At 67.9% G+C, this 18,384-nt stretch carries 13 protein-coding genes and 3 pseudogenes; 10 read left to right on the forward strand and 6 right to left on the reverse strand.

What is annotated here, in order from left to right; translation table 11 throughout:
- Positions 1 to 369: 369 nt before the first annotated feature.
- Positions 370 to 2,145, reverse strand: a complete 1,776-nt coding sequence (locus ACHMW8_RS24555; RefSeq protein WP_395444068.1) for a recombinase family protein — start codon at positions 2,143 to 2,145, stop codon at positions 370 to 372.
- 73 nt (positions 2,146 to 2,218) lie between these two features.
- Between ACHMW8_RS24555 and ACHMW8_RS24560 the strand changes: the two genes are divergently transcribed.
- From ACHMW8_RS24560 to ACHMW8_RS24570, 3 genes and pseudogenes are all read left to right on the forward strand, one after another.
- Positions 2,219 to 2,656, forward strand: coding sequence for a hypothetical protein (locus ACHMW8_RS24560; RefSeq protein ID WP_395444069.1), 438 nt, complete (start codon positions 2,219 to 2,221; stop codon positions 2,654 to 2,656).
- Positions 2,657 to 2,673: 17 nt separating this feature from the next.
- Positions 2,674 to 3,586: pseudogene (locus ACHMW8_RS24565) on the forward strand (class I SAM-dependent methyltransferase).
- A gap of 5 nt (positions 3,587 to 3,591) precedes the next feature.
- A complete protein-coding gene (locus ACHMW8_RS24570) occupies positions 3,592 to 4,383 on the forward strand; it encodes a TrmH family RNA methyltransferase (protein ID WP_395444070.1) in 792 nt (263 codons plus the stop codon).
- Between the two features lie 118 nt (positions 4,384 to 4,501).
- On the opposite strand, the pseudogene hrpB reads toward ACHMW8_RS24570, so the two are convergent.
- Positions 4,502 to 6,944: pseudogene (gene hrpB, locus ACHMW8_RS24575) on the reverse strand (ATP-dependent helicase HrpB).
- 180 nt (positions 6,945 to 7,124) lie between these two features.
- On the opposite strand from hrpB, the gene ACHMW8_RS24580 reads away from it, so the two are divergent.
- The 5 genes and pseudogenes from ACHMW8_RS24580 (at position 7,125) to ACHMW8_RS24600 (ending at position 12,798) form a co-directional block, all read left to right on the forward strand.
- Positions 7,125 to 8,741, forward strand: coding sequence for an amino acid permease (locus tag ACHMW8_RS24580; protein WP_125157406.1), 1,617 nt, complete (start codon positions 7,125 to 7,127; stop codon positions 8,739 to 8,741).
- A 75-nt stretch (positions 8,742 to 8,816) separates the two neighbouring features.
- A complete protein-coding gene (locus ACHMW8_RS24585) occupies positions 8,817 to 9,536 on the forward strand; it encodes an MBL fold metallo-hydrolase (RefSeq protein WP_125157405.1) in 720 nt (239 codons plus the stop codon).
- A 166-nt stretch (positions 9,537 to 9,702) separates the two neighbouring features.
- Positions 9,703 to 10,468: pseudogene (locus ACHMW8_RS24590) on the forward strand (response regulator).
- Positions 10,465 to 11,886 (forward strand): ATP-binding protein, encoded by a 1,422-nt coding sequence (locus ACHMW8_RS24595; protein ID WP_395444071.1) that lies wholly within the window; start codon positions 10,465 to 10,467, stop codon positions 11,884 to 11,886. The pseudogene ACHMW8_RS24590 and the gene ACHMW8_RS24595 overlap by 4 nt, the downstream one beginning before the upstream one ends.
- Before the next feature lie 114 nt (positions 11,887 to 12,000).
- A complete protein-coding gene (locus ACHMW8_RS24600; RefSeq protein ID WP_125157402.1) occupies positions 12,001 to 12,798 on the forward strand; it encodes a hypothetical protein in 798 nt (265 codons plus the stop codon).
- On the opposite strand, the gene ACHMW8_RS24605 is transcribed toward ACHMW8_RS24600, so the two are convergent.
- Positions 12,795 to 13,463 (reverse strand): DUF1345 domain-containing protein, encoded by a 669-nt coding sequence (locus ACHMW8_RS24605; protein WP_125157401.1) that lies wholly within the window; start codon positions 13,461 to 13,463, stop codon positions 12,795 to 12,797. The two genes, ACHMW8_RS24600 and ACHMW8_RS24605, sit on opposite strands and share 4 nt — an antisense overlap.
- Positions 13,464 to 13,581: 118 nt before the next feature.
- Here ACHMW8_RS24605 and ACHMW8_RS24610 point away from each other — a divergent pair, with 118 nt between their 5' ends.
- Complete coding sequence (locus ACHMW8_RS24610; protein ID WP_125157400.1) at positions 13,582 to 13,713, forward strand: hypothetical protein; 132 nt, start codon at positions 13,582 to 13,584, stop codon at positions 13,711 to 13,713.
- Between the two features lie 40 nt (positions 13,714 to 13,753).
- Complete coding sequence (locus tag ACHMW8_RS24615) at positions 13,754 to 13,960, forward strand: general stress protein (protein ID WP_047413350.1); 207 nt, start codon at positions 13,754 to 13,756, stop codon at positions 13,958 to 13,960.
- Between the two features lie 93 nt (positions 13,961 to 14,053).
- Here ACHMW8_RS24615 and egtB read toward each other — a convergent pair whose 3' ends face one another.
- From egtB to ACHMW8_RS24630, 3 genes are all read right to left on the reverse strand, one after another.
- The gene (gene egtB / locus ACHMW8_RS24620) at positions 14,054 to 16,219 is read right to left on the reverse strand and encodes an ergothioneine biosynthesis protein EgtB (RefSeq protein ID WP_395444072.1); all 2,166 of its coding nucleotides are present in this window, start codon (positions 16,217 to 16,219) and stop codon (positions 14,054 to 14,056) included.
- Positions 16,220 to 16,529: 310 nt separating this feature from the next.
- Complete coding sequence (locus ACHMW8_RS24625) at positions 16,530 to 17,159, reverse strand: TetR/AcrR family transcriptional regulator (protein WP_125157398.1); 630 nt, start codon at positions 17,157 to 17,159, stop codon at positions 16,530 to 16,532.
- Between the two features lie 58 nt (positions 17,160 to 17,217).
- Entirely contained in the window at positions 17,218 to 18,315 is a 1,098-nt protein-coding gene (locus ACHMW8_RS24630) for an MBL fold metallo-hydrolase (RefSeq protein ID WP_395444073.1), read from the reverse strand.
- Between the last annotated feature and the right edge of the window lie 69 nt (positions 18,316 to 18,384).

Here is an 18,384-nt window from a genome sequence, read left to right on the forward strand (position 1 = left end):
AGAAGGCCAAGTAGCCATGAGTTGGACGAAGGGCATCAAGGCCGACGTCGAGGCTTGTTCGTTCACCACCAAGCGCGAGTGGCACGCCTACATAGACGACCAAATTCGTATGGCGGAAATCTACCCGAAGTCAGGTCCGAAAGCTGACGAACGGCGCCCGTACATCGAAGGCGCCAAGATGGTCGTGAATTGGCTCGTCTATGATGGCCCTACCCGTCCCGACTACCCGGACGTTCAAGCTGCCATGGTCCACATCACCAAATGCCTCAGCGGCTAAATACTATCGGACCTGAAAGCCATCGGGTTCAAACATCCGCTCCTATAGAATTGCCGCCCCCGGTCCTGCCCATGGTCCGGGGGCTTTTTCGTCTAGGCTGTCTTGCGTTTCGCCGGGCCAAGGATGAACTCGGTGCTCCCGCGCTTCGTCCGACGAATGACGTCTTCCGGCTTGTGGCCACCCGCTTCCGCCGCACGACGAACGAGGCTCATCACCTTGTCGTCCGCCTTGCCGATGAACTCGCCGTCCTTGAACAGGTAGAAGGCTTCCAGCCCCTTCACGAACACCATGACGGAGCCGTCCGGGTTGAAAATCATCTTCTCGACCACGGCCCGGATGTTGTGGGCGATGTTCGCCCGCAGCGCGTACTTCGCCTCCCCTTCAGCCGCGTCGAGACGTTCGCGAAGGCTGACGATGTTGGCGACGTGATCGGTCGGCTTCGGCATGGTCGAAGCTGATCCAACGAGCGCTTCCAGTTCCTTGATGCGCTCGGCGAGCGCGCCGACTTCGGCGGTTTTCTCGTCCAGCGTTTGGCGAAGGAACGGGTTCACGCTGTCGGCCTCGAACAGTTGGAGGCTCATCTTGCGGCATCGAGCCTCAAGGTCGTCGTGTTTGAGGCGGGCAAGCGCTAGTTCCTGCTGGTCAGCGTTCAGCGTCGGCTTGGCGTTCGGGATTTCGAAATCCGTCACGTGGCTCAGGAACGCCGCTTCTAGGGGCGGGTAAGGCAACCGCCCCTTGTTGGTGCATCGACCTCCCGACTGAGCCGCCACACACCGCAAACGCGGCGTCCGCTTGCGAGGGTCAGAGTTCCAATTGCTGTGGAGGCTGAACGTCTTCCCGCATTCACCGCAGACGCCAAGCTGAATGAACAGGTTGTTGTACTCCAGCGACCCACGGACGCGCGGTGCCCGCTTCCGGGCCGCGAGCATGGCCTGAACCCGAAGGAACTGGGCTTCGTCGATGATCGGGTTACCGTAGTAGCCGGGGATCGGCTCACCATCCGTGCGACGGCCACGCGGCGAATTCGGGTCGGTTGTCATCGGCTGATGCTCGCCAAGAACGGCCCGGTTCGCGAGAACTGTCGTGATCGTATCGGACGACCATTCCCCCTTGTCTTTGCGAACCCGGTCGTCTCCGTTGAGACGCTGAGGCTTGGTCATGCGCTGATACTGGTAGTTCGTCGGAACGGGAGGGTTGCGGGTGTTGAAATCGCGCGCAATGGATCGCGTCGTCATCCCGGCCTCGAACTTGTCGAACATCTCCTGAACAAGGTCGACCCGCTCAGGGATGGGCTCGTAAAGATGAGTCCGGGCCTTGCCGGTGCCGACGACCGTGACGTTCATCCAAGCGGGCGCAAGCGGGGTCCACTTCCGACCGCCCTTCCGGGCAACGTCCTTGCTTTCGTCGTGAGCCGCTTTGACCTTTCGGCCCTTTTCTGCGCTTTCGCGGTGTGCCCGTTCGAATTCGACTGTCGCCAACACAAGGTTGGTCACCGCATCGCCGTCCCGGCTGAACACGTATTGGTTTGATAGCGTCACGACGTTGACGCCAGCGTTCACGATTTCCAGCAGCGATTGGACCGCAATGTTGGTTTTCTCGCGCGAGAACCGGTCATAGCTGTCGATCAGGAAATAGCTCCCGACCGGTACTTGTCCCTTCTCGATGGCCTCCTTGAACCGACCTAGCGCGCCTTTCAGCCGGTTCTTGCCCCGGTAAGCGGAAACGGCGTCATCGACCATGGACGTATCGAGGTCGAGGTCGTGGTCAGCCGCGTATTTCTGGGCCGCCTCTATCTGTCGTTTGAGGGTATGCCCCTCACGCTGACGGCCCGAAGACCAACGCGCGTAGCTGTATGCTTTCGTAGACATTTCTATCCATCACCAGTCTCCCAACCGTTTGATGAACTGTCGTCGGGATGCCGTGTGAAAATAGGGGAGTCAAGTGCAGACCATCGCCGTCTGCCTGCGCGGCCCCGTCCCCGGCCAACCGCGCAACGCCGTGGCCCTGGCGCTGACCCTGGCTCAGTCGGTCGCCTCCTCGCACCTGCACGGCCCGATCATGGCGGCGATGGTCGTGCTGGCCGCGATCGACTTCTGGCCGGACGCCCGCCTCACCATAGCGTCGGCGGACCTGACGCTCTACGCCCTGGGCTGGGGCGCGTCCGCCATCGCCGGCGCGCGCGGAGTCATGCGGACGCGGGCGAGGCCCAAGTCGCTGCATCTGTTCGGCATGGTGTTCTATTGGCCGCTGCAGAGCCTGGCGGGAATGAAAGCGCTCTACCAGTTCGTCACGGCGCCGCATCGCTGGGACAAGACCCTGCACGCCCCGCGTTCCGGCGGCCACTCGGGCCCCCACCACACTGGACCTTTGGGGCCGTAAGGCGGTATGGGCGGGCGATGGCTCCGAAGATTGCTCCCGCCCCCATCGTCATGCGCACCACCGGCTGGGCCGACTACGCCCTGCTGGACAGCGGTCACGGCAAGAAGCTGGAGCGCTATGGCCGCTACACGGTCGTGCGTCCCGAGCCGCAGTGCTTCTGGGAGCCGCGCCTGCCGGCCAGGGTCTGGGAAAACGCAGACGCCGTCTTCGACCCCACCGACGAGGACGAGGCCGGTCGCTGGCGCTTCAACGGCAAGCCGATCGAGAAGTTCGACCTGGCCTGGGGCGAAGCGAAGTTCCACGGCCAGTTCACGCCCTTCCGGCACCTGGCCTTCTTTCCCGAACAGGCCGCCAACTGGGCCTGGCAGGACGAACGCGTCCGCGCGCTCTCAAAAGGCTCGGGACCTCAGCCCAAGGTGCTGAATTCTGTTCGGCTATACCGGCGTGGCCTCGCTGGTCTGCGCCGCCGCCGGCGCGGCCGTCACCCATGTCGACGCTTCCAAGAAGTCGGTCGGCTTCGCCCGCGAGAACGCCGCCTTCGCCGGCCTCGCCGACAAGCCGATCCGCTGGATCGTCGAGGACGCCCGCAAGTTCGTGGCCCGCGAGGTCAGACGCGGCAACAAGTACGACGGCATCATCCTGGACCCGCCCAAGTTCGGGCGTGGCGCCGATGGCGAAGTCTGGCGGCTGTTCGAGGACCTGGCCGCCCTGACCAGGGACTGCGCACAGCTGCTCAGCGAGGACGCCTCGTTCCTGTTGATGAACGCCTATGCCGCCCGCGTGTCGGGCGCGGCCATGTCGGGCCTGCTGGCCCAGGAGTTGGAGGGGCGCGGCGGCGTCATCGACTGGGGCGAGCTGTCCCTGGTCGAGGAGAAGGGCGACCGCCAGATCGGCCTGTCGTTCTTCGCCCGCTGGTCGTCCGAGGGATAAGGGACATGAACGCCAAGACCGTCACCTCCCTGACCAACAACACCGTCAAGGCCGTCCGCGCCCTGCACATGCGCAAGGAGCGGGAAGAGAGCGGCCTGTTCCTGGCCGAGGGTCTGAAGATCGTCATCGAGGCGATCGACTGCGGCCACGCGCCCAAGATCGTCATGTACGGCCCGGACGCCGCAGACCATCCGATGCTGAAGAAGGCCGTCGCCGCGTGCCTGAAGGCTGGCGGCGAAGTCATTGAGGTCAATCGCGAAATCCTCGAGAAGGTCTCGCGCCGCGACAATCCCCAAGCGGTCGTCGCCGTCTTCCGCCAAGTCTTCACCTCGCTATCGACCATCGTGCCCGAAAGCGCCCCCTGCTGGGTGGCCATGCAGGCCGTCCGCGATCCCGGCAATCTGGGCACCGTCATCCGCACCGCCGACGCGGCCGGCTGCGGCGGTGTGATTCTGGTCGGCGACTGCGTCGACCCCTATTCGGTCGAGGGCGTGCGGGCGACCATGGGCTCGATCTTCGCCGTGAAGATCGCCAAGGCCACCATCCCCGAGTTCCTGGCCTGGCGCGAAACCTGGCCCGGCAGCGTGGTCGGCACCCTGCTGACCGCCACCGTCGACCACAAGTCAGCCGACTATGTGAAGCCGTCGCTGATCCTGATGGGCAACGAACAACAGGGCCTGCCGCCCGAACTGGCCGCCGCCTGCGACGTCAACGTCAAGATCCCCATGCGCGGCCGCGCCGACAGCCTGAACCTGTCGGTGGCCACAGGGATCATGATCTACACGGTGACGGGGTAGGAGTAGCGATACTCCCCCACCTGACCGCTTCGCGGTCGTCCGCCCCCAAAGGCGGGCGGAAGGTGATCCTTCTTCCCCCTCCGGGGGAGGAGCGCGAAGCGCGGAGGGGGGCGAGTCTTCACGTCCCCCGCGGCTTCGCCCGCGTCGTCGGCGCCGCGTTCGCCGGGTCATCGGGCCAGACGTGGCGAGGGTAGCGACCCTTCATCTCGATCTTCACCTCGCGCCACGAGCCCTTCCAGAAGCCCTGCAGGTCGCGGGTGATCTGGATCGGCTTGTTGCCGGGCGACAGCAGCGACAGCACCAGCGGGACCTTGCCGCCGGCGATGCTGGGGTGCTCGGTCAGGCCGAACAGCTCCTGCACCCGGATGTCGATGCGCGGGCCGGCCTCGGCGGCGTAGTCGATGGCCACGGTGGTGCCGGTCGGAGCCTTGAAGCGGGCCGGCAGCATGGCGTCGACCTTCTGCTGCAGGTCCCAGGGAACCAGCGCGCGGATCGCGCCGTCCAGGCTGTTCTCGTCGACGCTGGCCAGGGACGAGCGGCCATGCAGCAGCGGCTCCAGCCATTCGTCCAGACGCGCGATCAGGGCGGCGTCGGAAAGGTCGGGCCAGGCTTCGCCATCCAAGGCGCGCAGGAAGGCGACCCGGCTGCGGAAGCCCTCGATCCCATGCCCCAGGCGCAGTCCGGAGAGACCATCGGCGCGGACCTGGTCCATCAGCGCGCCGGAGATCATGGCCGGGTCGGGGTTCTCGATCAGGCGCTCTTCCAACACCAGGCGGCCTAGGCGCAGGAGGCGTTTGGCGCGGACCTTGCCGCCCGTGGTCTCCAGGCGATCCTCGGCCAGCAGCCGGTCGGCGAAGGTCTCGCGCAGCTCGGCCTCGTCGACGGCGGCGGCCAGCAGGATGCGGTCGCGGCTGTCACCGCCGCCCAGCTCGCCCACGGCCAGCCAAGGCTCGCGGGCCAACGGATCGGTCGGCTCGAGATAGACCCCCCGCCCGCCGGCCAGCTGGAACTCGCCCGGCTTGCCGCGCGCCTTGGCCACCCGCTCGGGATAGGCCTCGGCTAGCATCAGGCCGGTTTCCATCACCTTCGCGCCAGACGCTCTGCCCGCCGCACGGCTCCAGCGCTCGACCAGGGCCATGGCGTCGCGGGCGCGCGGCGAGCGGTCGCGATGCAGGTTTTCCAGCCGCCGACGCAGGTCGACGTCCTTGCCGCCAAGACCCTGTTCGGTCAGCACGGCGGCGATCTCGGCGGCCTCTCGCGCCTGGCCCGAGGCGGCGGCGCGGACGACCATGTGCGCCAGGCGGGGCGGCAGCGGCATCTCGGCCAGAGCCTTGCCGTGAGCGGTCAGATCCCCCCTGCCCGTCCAGCGCCTGGATGCGGTTCAGCAAGGTTCGCGCTTCGGCGAAGGCGGCGGCGGGCGGGGGATCCAGAAATGTGAGCCCAGAAGGGTCGCGCGCGCCCCAGCGGGCCAGGTCCAGGGCTAGGCGCGACAGGTCGGCCTCCAGAATCTCGGGACGCGCGAAGGCCGGCAGCGAGCGGGTCTCCGGCTGATCCCAAAGGCGGTAGCAGACGCCCGGCTCGGTCCGTCCGGCGCGGCCCCGGCGCTGGTCGGCGGCGGCGCGGCTGACGCGAACGGTGTCCAGCCGGGTGATGCCCGAGGCCGGATCGTAGCGCGGCACGCGGGCCAGGCCGGCGTCGATGACCACCCGGACGCCCTCGATGGTCAGGCTGGTCTCGGCGATCGAGGTCGCCAGCACCACCTTGCGGCGTCCCGCTGGCGCGGCGGCGATGGCGCGGTCCTGCACGGCCGGCTCCAGCGCGCCGTAAAGCGGCGCGACGTCGACATCCGGCCGACGGAGGCGCTCGTTCAACCAGCTCTCGGCGCGGCGGATTTCGCCCTGGCCCGGCAGGAAAACCAGCACGCTGCCGCTCTCCTCCGCCAAGGCGCGTTCGACCGCGCGGCCGACGCGTTCCTCCAGGCGCTGACGGTCGTCGCGGCCAAGATACCGGGTGTCGACCGGGAACATCCGTCCCTGGCTCTCGATCACCGGCGCCTCGCCCAGCAGAGCCGAGATCCGCGCCCCATCGAGGGTCGCCGACATGACCAGCAGGCGCAGGTCGTCGCGCAGCACGCTCTGGACGTCGCGCGCGAAGGCCAGGCCAAGGTCGGCGTCCAGGCTGCGTTCGTGGAACTCGTCGAACAGCACGGCCGCGACGCCGTCCAGGCCCGGGTCGTCGAGAATCATCCGGGTAAAGACGCCTTCGGTGACGACCTCGATCCGCGTCCTGGCCGAGACCTTGGACTGCAGGCGCACCCGGAAGCCGACCGTCTCGCCCACGGATTCGCCGAGGTTCGCGGCCATGCGCGCGGCGGCGGCGCGCGCGGCCAGGCGGCGAGGCTCCAGGACGATGATCTTGCGGCCTTGCGTCCAGGGCTCGTCCAGTAGCGCAAGAGGAACGGCCGTGGTCTTGCCCGCGCCCGGCGGCGCGACGAGAACGGCGGTCTCCCGTTCGGCGAGGGCGCCTTTCAGCGCGGGAAGGGCCTCGAAAATGGGCAACATCGCGCCCGCTTTAGCTGGCGCGGCCCCCGTCGCCAAGCAGGCCTGGACTAGCCAGGCTCGCGGAGAACATTTACGCGCTTCCGTTGCTCGACCTTGACCCCATGCTCATAAACGGGTCACGGTCCGCAAAATTTTCTAAAGGCGACCCCCCGGGGGGAGTTTTGCCTATCAGGAGGAACTATGTGGCGCGTAAAATCGCTTGATGCGATCCTAGCGACGGCTGAGAAAAAATCCCTTCACCGCTCGCTTGGTCCCGTGCAGCTGACGCTGCTGGGTGTGGGCGCGATTATCGGTACGGGCATCTTCGTTCTGACCGCCGCCGCCGCCCAGAAGGCCGGCCCGGGCATGATGTGGTCCTTCGTGATCGCCGGCGCCGTCTGCGCCTTCGCCGCGCTCTGCTATTCCGAACTGGCCTCGATGGTGCCCGTCTCGGGCTCGGCCTACACCTATTCGTACGCCGTCATGGGCGAACTGCTGGCCTGGATGGTCGGCTGGGCGCTGATCCTGGAATACGCGGTCGCCGCCAGCGCCGTCTCCGCCGGTTGGTCAGGATACTTCCTCGGCTTGATTGAAAACGCGCTCGGCTTCCAGTGGCCCGAGCTCCTAAGGCAAGGCCCCGCGTGGTCGATGAACGGCTGGATGCCGGTCGCCGACTTCAGCCACGGCATCGTCAATGTGCCCGCCATCGTCGTGGCGCTGGCCGTGACGTCCCTGCTGGTCGTCGGCACGACCGAAAGCGCCACCGTGAACGCCGCCCTGGTGGCCATCAAGGTGACCGCCCTGACGGTGTTCATCGCCCTCGCCCTGCCGGTCCTCAAGACCGGCAACTTCTCGCCCTTCGCCCCGAACGGTTGGTTCGGCCCGGCCGGCACCACCGGCATGGGCATCGTCGGCGCGGCCGCGTCGATCTTCTTCGCCTATGTGGGCTTCGACGCGGTGTCGACCGCCGCCGAGGAGACCAAGAACCCGCAGCGCAACGTCCCGATTGGCCTGATCGGCTCGCTGGCCATCTGCACGATCTTCTATCTGCTGGTCGCCGCCGGCGCGATCGGCGCCATGGGCGCTCAGCCCGTGCTCGGCGCTGACGGCTCGGCCGTGCAGCCCGGCTCGGCCGCCTTCGTCGCCGCCTGCGCCCTGCCCGCCAACAAGGAGGTGCTGGTCTGCTCCAACGAGGCCCTGGCCCATGTGCTGCGCCAGATCAACTTCCCGCTCGTCGGCAACCTGCTGGGCCTGGCGGCCAACCTCGCCCTGCCCTCGGTCATCCTGATGATGATCTACGGTCAGACCCGGATCTTCTTCGTCATGGCGCGCGACGGCCTGTTGCCGGAAAAGCTGGCCGCCATCCATCCCAAGTTCAAGACACCTCACATCGTGACCATCTTCACGGGCCTGTTCGTGGCCCTGGCCGCCGCGTTCTTCCCGGTCGGTCAGCTGGCCGACATCTCGAACTCGGGCACGCTGTTCGCCTTCTTCATGGTGGCGATCGCGGTGATGGTCCTGCGCAAGAAGGATCCCACCCGTCACCGTCCGTTCCGCACCCCGTTCGTCTGGGTCGTCGCGCCGATCGCCCTGATCGGCTGCGCCGTGCTGTACTTCAACCTGCCGTTCGAGGCGATGATGGTGCTGCCCGTCTGGGGCGCCCTGGGCCTGGTGATCTACTTCGCCTACGGCTACCGCAAGAGCCACGTCGGCCGCGGCCTGTTCGACGTTCCGGAACTGGATCCGAACGCGCCGGCCACGGGCGTCGCCCCGATGCCGGGCGCTCCGGCCCCCGGTTCGAAGGAAGAGCGTTCTTGATCTTCGGCCGCTAGGCTTTAGGTCAGGAAGGGCGGGCGCTTCGGCTCCCGCCCTTTTCTTTTGGAGGTCGCCTCGATGACCCAAGCGTCCATGCCCATCGCCGCCGTGATCGCCCCGGTCACGCCGCTGCAGCAGAACTGCACGATCGTCTGGTGCACGAAGACGCTGAAGGCCGCGGTGATCGATCCGGGCGGCGAAGTCGACCGCCTGCTCAAGGCCATCGCCGATAAAGGCCTGACCCTGGAGAAGATCTGGATCACCCACGGTCACATGGACCACGCTGGCGGCGCGGCCGAGCTGAAGGCCCGCACGGGCGTCCCGATCGAGGGCCCGCACAAGGACGACCAGTTCTGGATCGACCGCATCCAGCAGTCCGGCGAGCAGTACGGCATGCCCGAGGCGCGGATCTTCGTCACCGACCGATGGCTGGACGACGGCGACAAGGTCACGCTGGGCGAGACCGAGTTCGAGGTCTTCCACTGCCCGGGTCACACGCCGGGGCACGTGGTGTTTTTCCATCGCGACACCAAATTCGCCCAGGTCGGCGACGTGCTGTTCCAGGGCTCGATCGGCCGGACGGATTTCCCGCTGGGCAATCACCAGGATCTGATCGACTCGATCACCCATAAGCTCTGGCCGCTGGGCGAGGACGTGCGGTTCGTGCCTGGCCATGGACCGATGTCGACCTTCGGGGCCGAGCGGCGGAACAATCCGTTCGTGGGCGATCGAGTGGTGGCGGCGATGCAGGCGCAAGGCGCGGCCTACCAGGCTCCAAAGAACCATTCGCCGGGCTGAGGAGATCCGACCCGTTCAAGGGGGGGAGGACGGGCCGGATCTCTTGCCGCCGGCGCGTCGGGTGGGGGATGACGCGCCGCCGGTGCGACATTGGATCGCATGACCGGGTTGCGTCGCTGTTTCAGCCGTGAAATCTGAACGTGACGGGGGCGTGACAGGAAATCGCATGGAAAACGTCCAAAGCACCGCCCAGAGCGACGCCGACGCCCAGCGCGGGGCGGCGCCGCGCATCCTCATCGTCGACGACGATCCCGGCATCCGCGACGTCGTCTCCGATTTTCTCAGCCGCCACGGTTACGCCGTCGAGACGGCCCAGGACGCCCGCACCATGGAGCAGGTCCTGGCGCGCGGGCCGGTCGACCTCGTCGTGCTGGACATCATGCTGCCCGGCGAGGACGGCCTGGCCATCTGCCGCCGCCTGTCCTCGACCAGTGACGGCCCCGCGATCATCATGCTGTCGGCCATGGGCGAGGACACCGACCGAATCGTCGGCCTGGAGCTGGGCGCCGACGACTATCTGCCCAAGCCCTGCAATCCGCGCGAGCTGCTGGCCCGCGTCCCGCGCCGTGCTGCGCCGCCGGCAGGAGCCGCGCGCGGTCGACGACGCCATGGGCGCGGCCTGCGAGTTCGCCGGCTGGCGCCTGGACCTCGTCCGGCGCGAACTGCGCTCGCCGCAGTCGGTGGTGGTCAATCTGTCCAGCGGCGAGTTCTCGTTGCTGCGCGCCTTCGTCGAGCGGCCCCAGCGGGTCCTGACCCGCGACCAGCTGCTGGACCTGGCGCGCGGCCGCGACAGCGACGCCTATGACCGCGCCATAGACGTCCAGATCAGCCGCCTGCGCCGGAAACTGGACGACGGCGGCGGCAGCGAACTGATCCGCACCATCCGCAGCGAAGGCTATATGTTCACCGCCAAGGTCGTCCGCACCCCATGACCCTCTTCCGGCGCGGCGCGCCGCTGTTCGTCCAGGCCCTGGGGCTGGTGATCGTCACCCTGGTGGCGGCCCAGCTGATCGCGATCGCGGTCATCTTCACCCTGCCGCCGCCGCCGCCGGAGTTCTATCGGTCCAGCGAGATCGCGCGCGCCCTGAAGACCGGCCAGCCGGTGCAACCGCGCGACGGCCGTCTGCTGGTGATCAAACAGCGCGTCACCCTGCACCCGATGGGCCAGGACACGCCGCGCCGCGTCGACTTCAAGACCGATATCAGCCGCGCCGTCGACGTGCCGGTGAACCGTATCGAGCTGCAGATCGACAATGGTCCGCGCTTCTTCGTGCGCCGCACGCCCGTGACGCCGCCCAAGCCCGATGAGCCTCCTCGCGGTCCCGGCGCCCGCGAACCGTTCGCCCGCGAGGGCGGCGGCCCCGGGGGGCCTGGTGGTCCGCCAGGCGCGCGCGGCAAGGGCGTCGACGAGCCCCTGATCTTTGGCGACTTCAAGCTGGGCGTGCGCCAGAGCGACGGTCGCTGGCTGGTGGTCGAGCCCAAGCCGACCTTCCGCTTCGACAGCTGGCAGCAGCGCGTGCTGCTGATCCTGTTGCTGTCGGTGATCGCCGTGACGCCGCTGGCCTGGCTGTTCGCCCGCCGCCTGGCCCAGCCGATCACCGCCTTCGCCGACGCCGCCGAGCGCCTGGGCAAGGATCCGCGCACCCCGCCGCTGAGCATCTCCGGCTCGGGCGAGGTGGTCGCCGCCGCCACGGCCTTCAACATGATGCAGGAGCGCCTGCGCCGCTATGTCGAGGACCGCACCGCCATGGTCGGGGCCATCGCCCACGATCTGCGCACCCCCCTCACCCGCCTGAAGTTCCGCATCGAGGCCGTGCCGGACGACATCCGGCCCAAGCTGGCCGCCGACATCGACCAGATGGAGGCGATGATCGCCGCCACCCTGGGCTTCGTGCGCGACACCCAGCGCCCAGCCGAACGCACCAAGCTCGAGCTGTCCTCCCTGGTCGAGAGCGTCATCGACGAGGCCGCCGAGACAGGCGGCGACGCCACGGTCGAACGGACCGAGAAGACCGTCATCGAGGGCGATCCGGTGGCTCTCAAGCGCCTGGTCGCCAATCTGGTCGAGAACGCCCTGAAATACGGTGTGCGAGCCCGCGGACGGGTCTATGCCGAGGACGGCATGGCGATCATCGAGATCGACGACGACGGTCCGGGCGTGCCGCAAGGCGAGCTGGAGCGGGTGTTCGAGCCCTTCTATCGCGGCGAACCCTCGCGCAACCGCGAGACGGGCGGCAACGGGCTGGGTCTGGCGGTCGTCCGCTCTCTGGCCCGCGCCCACGGCGGCGACGTCATGCTGGTCAACCGTCCAGGTGGCGGCCTGCGGGCCAGCGTGCGGCTTCCAGCCTAGCAAATACGGCGGAAACGGACGGCTTTGTTGCGGCGGCGCAAGGCCGAGCGCGCGCCTGACATCACGGCGACATCCCAACAGGCTTCAAAGCTTGGCTGGATGGAGATTTGCCGGATGACATTTCGCTCGCTTGGCCTGACGGCCGTCCTCGTCGCCACCCTGGCCGCCTGCGCCAGCGCGCCGCCGGAACGTTCGGAAGGCCATCGTGGTCCTGGCGGACGCGGCGGCCCGACCGGCGAGGGAGACGGCGCGCCGATGGCCGGTCCGCAACTGTTCATCAGCCCGGCCGGCGAGCCCTTTCGCGCCCCGCCCGGCGCGCCCTACCCAGTCTCCGTTTGGTTCGAAGGCGCCGACGCCAACCATGACGGCGCCCTGAGCCGCGACGAGTTCGTGGCCGACTCCCTGCGCTTCTTCGGTGTGGTCGACACCGACCACAATGGCGTCATCGACGGGTTCGAGGTGGCGGCCTACGAGCAACACATCGCGCCCGAGATCATCGGCGGCGCGGCCCCCGGCGGGATGCGGCGCGGTCCGCGCGGCCTGGGCGTTGCCGAGGGTCAGCAAGACGGTCCGAGCGACGACGACATGGCGCCCGGCCGCCGCCGTCCGCAGAGGACGAACGTCCTGCAAGGCGCCTCGCTGTTCGGCCTGATCGCCGAACCCGAGCCGGTCATGGCCGCCGACGGCAATTTCGACCGACGGATCACCAAGGACGAGGCGACCAAGGCGGCCAAGACCCGCTTCGCCCTGCTCGACACCGACAAGGACGGCCTGCTGAAGCTGGCCGAACTGCCCAAGACGCCGGTCCAGGGCGGCCTGCGCCCCGGCGCGGGTCCGGGCGGCGGCAAGGGCGGCCCGATGGGCGGACGCGGCGGCGGCCGAGGCGGTCCGGGCGGCGGCCGGCGCGGCTAGCTTCCGACCAGGCTGGCGATGATGTTGATCCCCAGCGCCAGGATGGCGGTGTTGTAGAAATAGGCGGCGGCCGCGTGGGCCGTCACCAGCTTGCGCAGCTTCGAGGTCAGGATGCTGTTGTCCGACACCTGGAACGTGGCCCCGACGCTGAAAGCCAGATAGGCGAAGTCCATGTAGCCGGTCGGTTGTTCTCCTGGGAACTCAATGCCCGGCTTGCCGGACCCGTCGCCGAAATTGCGGTGGGCGTAGTGCAGAACGAAGGCCGACTGCAGCACCAGCCACGACAGCACCAGGGTCGCGCCGGCGCAGGCGGTCACGAAGGCCTTTGTGTCGCCCGAGGCGTGTTTGGCCGCGATCATGGCGTCGACCACCGCCCACAGGCTGGCGGCGATGGCGGCCAGGACGATCAGCAGCAGAATGGGGACGCCCTCGTCCTCCTGGGCGGCGCGCGAGCGCACCTTGGCCTCGTCGGCCTTCAGAAAAAGCGTCCATGTCGTCAGCAGATACACGGCCGCCGCGGCGTCCCAGCCCAGAAGAAGGTGCGCGGCATGCGGCGCGCCCAAATATTTCGCCGTCAGCCACACAGCGATCCCGACGCCTTGGGCGGCGGCTAGACGCCAGTGCGACGCGGCGCGGCTCACCAACTGTTTGGGCTTGCGGGCCATTCTCCGGCGACTCCTCGAACGGGCGCTTGTCCCTGTGCGGCGTAATTAGTGCGAACTCACGGTGAACCGAAAGCGTCTTCGCTGGTTACTTCACCGGAACGCGCAGGAAACGACGCCAGTGACCGACCCAGACGCCCCGCCCCCGCCCGAGCCCAAACCGCCCGAGTATGAGCCGGGTGTCGTCCCCGTCGAGGAGCCCCCAACCTCGCCGCCGGTCGATCCAGGGGACGACCGTCCCTATGACGCCTGATCCTTGCTCGTGCCGCCTGTGACCAGACTAGGAGCCCCACATGGACACCGATAGCGAACGTCCCCGCGGTCGTCGCGGTTTCGCCGCCATGGACCCGGAACGCCGCCGTGAGATCGCCAGGAAGGGCGGAGCTAGCGTGCCCAGTGAGAAACGCAGCTTCGCCAAGGACCGTGATCTGGCGGCCAACGCCGGCCGAAAAGGCGGATCTTCTTCACGCGGCGGTCGCCCCGGCGAGCGCGCGCTTTAGAAGACGATAGACCAACGACCTTGACGCGCCGGTCTCGATTTCTCGAAACCGGCGCGTCTTCGTGTGTCTGGATGGCGCGCCCCCATCGCCCAATCAGGCGGTCAGCGCATAAACCGCGAAGGTCGGGCTCTCGCTGATCCAGCGCTGGGTCACGGTCCAGCCGGCGCGGCGGGCGATATTTTCGAAGACCTCGGACGGATACTTGTACGAATTCTCGGTGTGGATGGTCTCGCCGGCGGCGAACCGGAAGCCGTAATCGCCGACCATGACGATCTGGTCGCGCGTACTTTCCAGATGCATCTCGATGCGGCTCTCCCGGGCGTTCCATACCGCCTTGTGCGCGAAGGCGGCGGGGTCGAAGTTGCCGCCCAGCTCGCGATTGATGTGAACCAGGACATTGCGGTTGAACGCTGCGGTCACGCCCTGGGCGTCGTCATAGGCCGGGATCAGCACGGCCGGATCCTTGGCCACATCGGCCCCGACGATGAACAGCGAACCCTCGCCCAACAGGGCTCGAGCCTGACGCAGCAGGGCCTCGGCCTCGTCCGGCGCGAAGTTGCCGATCGTCGAGCCGGGGAAGAAGCCGACGGGCGTATGGCCCTTGGCGCCGTCAGGCAGGGTCATGGCCTGAGTGAAGTCATCGACCAACGGGGCGACGGCCAGGCTCGGATAGTCCTGTCGCAGGCTCGCCGCGGCCTCATCGAGGGCCGAAGGGCTGATGTCGATCGGCGCGTAGACGGCGATCTGAGGCGCCGCGTCCAGCACGATGCGGGTCTTGGTGCTGGCCCCGCTGCCGAACTCCACCAGCACGGCGTCGTCGGGGATGCGAGCGGCCAGTTCCGGCGCGATCCGGCGCAACAGCGCCGTCTCGGCGCGGGTCAGGTAGTACTCCGGGAGCTCGCAGATCGCCTCGAACAGGCGCGAGCCCTCGGCGTCATAGAAGTATTTGGCCGAAAGGGTCTTGGGCGTGGCCGACAGGCCGGCCACGACCTCGTCGCGGAAACGGTCGCCCGGCTTGACCTCGCTCAGGCGATCATCGTCGGCCAGACGCACGCCACCGAACATCCAGCGGCTGCCCGGATGGAAGAAGTTGCGATAGGTCGCGCGCGAATGGCCGGGCGGGGTGGCCTCGCAGCCGCCGCGCAGCACCATCTGGCTGACCATGAACTTGCCGTTGTATTCGCCCAGCGCGCCCGGACCGGGGCGGAAGCCCGGATAGGCGCTGTAGGCGCTGGCGGTCCACTGCCAGGCCGCGCCGCACAGTTGGCGAAGCGCTGACGGAGCGCCGGTGGCCGTGGCGGCGGCTTCCCATTCGGCCTCGGTCGGCAGGCGGCGGCCGGCCCAGGCGGCGTAGGCTGCGGCCTCGTAATAGCTGACATGCACGACGGGTGCGTTCGGATCGACCGGATGACGGCCGCGCAGCGTCATGGTGGTCCAGTCGCCGGTCTCGTCGCGGCGCCAGTAACCCGGAGCCTCCCAGCCTTCCTCGTTGACCTTTGCCCAGCCCTCGGAGAGCCAAAGCTCGGCGCGGCCGTAGCCGCCGGCCTCGATGAAGGCCAGCCACTCGCCATTGGTCACCAGGCGATCGGACAGGCGGAACGGCGCGACATAGGTCTTGTGGCGAGGCCGCTCGTTGTCGAACGCGAAGCCGTTCTCGCAGGCCCCGATCTCGACCAGGCCGCCGGCGAAGCGGTGGAAGCGCTGCGGGCCCGGATCCGGACGCGGGGTCGCGGCGCCGGGCTGATAGGCTGGACTGAGCGGCGACTGGGCGAACAGATGCAGGATATCCATCAGGATCAGCTCCTGATGCTGCTCCTCGTGGTTCAAGCCCAGTTCCAGCCGCTCGCGGATCTCGGGCGTCAGCGCACCGGCCAGCAGGCGCACCATGGCCGCGTCGACATGGGCGCGATAGGCGCTGACCTCCTGGGCCGACGGCCGGGTCAGCAGACCGCGCTGCGGCCGCGGCTGCCGGGGACCGACGGCTTCGTAGTACGAATTGAAGATGTAGCTGAACCGCGGATCGTGAACCGCGTAGCCGGCCAGGAACGGCGTCAACAGGAAGGTCTCGAAGAACCAGGTCGTATGCCCCCGATGCCACTTGGTCGGGCTGGCGTCGGGCATCGACTGGGCCGACTGGTCCTCGGGCGACAGCGGCGCGGCCAGAACCTCGGTGCGACGTCGCACGCGGCGGTAGAGGTCGATCAGGACATCCGCCGAAGCATCGGCGAGATCCGTCACGGGCATTTCGTCCGGGATCATGGTGGCTCCTGCGAGCTAAAGCGGCGCTGGGCCAAGGCCCAAGTCGATGACAACGTTCCGAGAACTTCGGTGTTCCGCTTCGCCGTGACAACCGTGCGCGCCTCGCGCTGTTGCCACTTCATGGCAGCAGGTCTTCCACAAGCCGAACGCCACGCTCCAACAACACGATTTTTTTGCGGCCAGACTTGAGGGTTAGTCCCCCCGGGAACGTCTACCAGACGGAGGACGCCAGCACGCCCCTTACGGCTGGCGGACCTGCCGGTCGGGGAATTGAGCAGCCTCGACCGGCGTTACCTCCGTCCCCGAGGTTTCAGTCGCCGATCGGCGCATCCAGCAGCCCGCCGAGAACGCCCTGGAGCACCTCGGTGGCGCGCTTGGGCGACAGGTCCTGGTCGCGGCGCAGCCGATGCCAGGCGTCGAAGCTCAGCAGCAGGTCCATGGCCTCGAACCGCACCCGGTCCTTGGCCAGCTCGGGCGGCAGCTGGGCGCGCAGGATCTCACGCGCGATCTGCACCATCTTGGCGTTGTCGACGGCCAGGGCCGGTGACTGGTGGCGGTGGACTTCCGAGGCGCGCTTGAACGGCGCGATCTTCTCGTAGGCCCAGCCGCGACGCTCGACCAGCTCCAGCACCCGTTCGCGCCAGCTCTCGCCCTTGAACGGCGTATGGACCAGGGCCATCAGCTCGCTCTCGATCACCGCCGACATCTCGCGATACAAGCTGTCGAGGTCGTTGAAGTGGCGAAAGACCGTGCGAAGGCCGACGTCGGCGCGGGCGGCGACCAGCTCGGCCGACGGCGAGACGTCGCCTTCGCGCACGAGCTCCAGCATGGCCTGGACGATGCGGGCGCGGCTGTCCTGAGAGCGCTTGCGGCGACCATCGATCGCGGTCTCGGACGCGACGTCGGCTCCCGGACGAAGATTGCGCGCGGCGGAACTCACGGCCCTGGGCCCTCCCACTGATGGCCCTTGCTTAGACCCGCGGAACGCGGACGACCACCTAAAGCTTCAGAAGGTCGAGCCGGTTGGACCATTTGATCTCGGTGGAGCCGGCCGGCAAGCTGGCGAAGTCGCCGTCGCGGCCAACCTTCATCGGTCCGCCGAAGATCGCGCGCGAGCGGCCCAGGAACGGCCCTTCCAGCGCCCGGACCGGCAGCGGCGGGATGATGTGGTAGAACAATACTTCCCTCACCCCGGCCGCCTTGGCCTCCGCGGCCACGGTCTCGGGCGCGGTGTGGTAGTCTAGGATATCGTGGAAGATGTGGACGTAGTTCGTCCGCCCAGCCTTCTCGGCGACATCCTTCTGGATCGCCACGAGATTTGGCGACAGGCCTTCGTGGACCAGCAGGTCGACGCCCTTGGCCGCCTTGACCAGCCGCTCGGACGGACCGGTGTCGCCGCTGATCACGGCGGTGCGGCCCTTGTACTCGAAGCGATAGGCGACGGCCGGATGGACCGGGTCGTGCTTGACCGGGAAGGCCCAGACCTTCAGGCCCGGCTTTTCCAGCACCAGCACGTCGGGTCCGCTCGGATCGGCGGTGAAGACGTGCGTGACCGCGCCAAAGCCCGAGGGCGGCATGACGGCCTCGCCGTGGTGGGCGACGCGGTAGCCACGATCCAGGGTGTAGGCGTCCTGGAAGCCCTTCACCACCTGATCAAGGCCCGTCGGTCCGTAGATCGGCAGCGGCGCGTGCGCGGCCCCCCCGCCCCAGCGCTGCAGCATCAGCTCGCCCAGGTCGGCGATGTGGTCGGAATGATAGTGGGTGACGAAGGCCGCGCTCAGGCGGGGCGGCGGCAGGTTCATCAGCAGCAGGTTGCGGGTCGAGCCCGAGCCGGAGTCGACGACGAACAGGTCCTGGCCCGCCACCACCGCCACGCAAGGTCCCGCTCGCGTCGGATCCGGCATCGGCGCGCCCGAGCCGCAGAGGCCGACGTGCAGACCGTCCGGCAGTTCGGCCAGCGGATCGGTCGCCAGGGCCGTTTCATAGAGCCTGCGCATGCCCGCCTCGGCGATGTGTTCTCGGAACAGCCACGCCAGGCCCAGGGCGATGGCGACGACGCCCGCCACGGCGCCCAACCCGATCCAAACCTTGCGCATATGTTCCTCCCAGAACTTGACCCAGTAGCGTCATAATGGCACTCATAGTGTCAATAGAAATCCGCAAGG

Origin of the sequence: Caulobacter sp. UC70_42 (assembly GCF_044056025.1) — a bacterium.
In the GTDB taxonomy this organism is placed as follows: domain Bacteria; phylum Pseudomonadota; class Alphaproteobacteria; order Caulobacterales; family Caulobacteraceae; genus Caulobacter.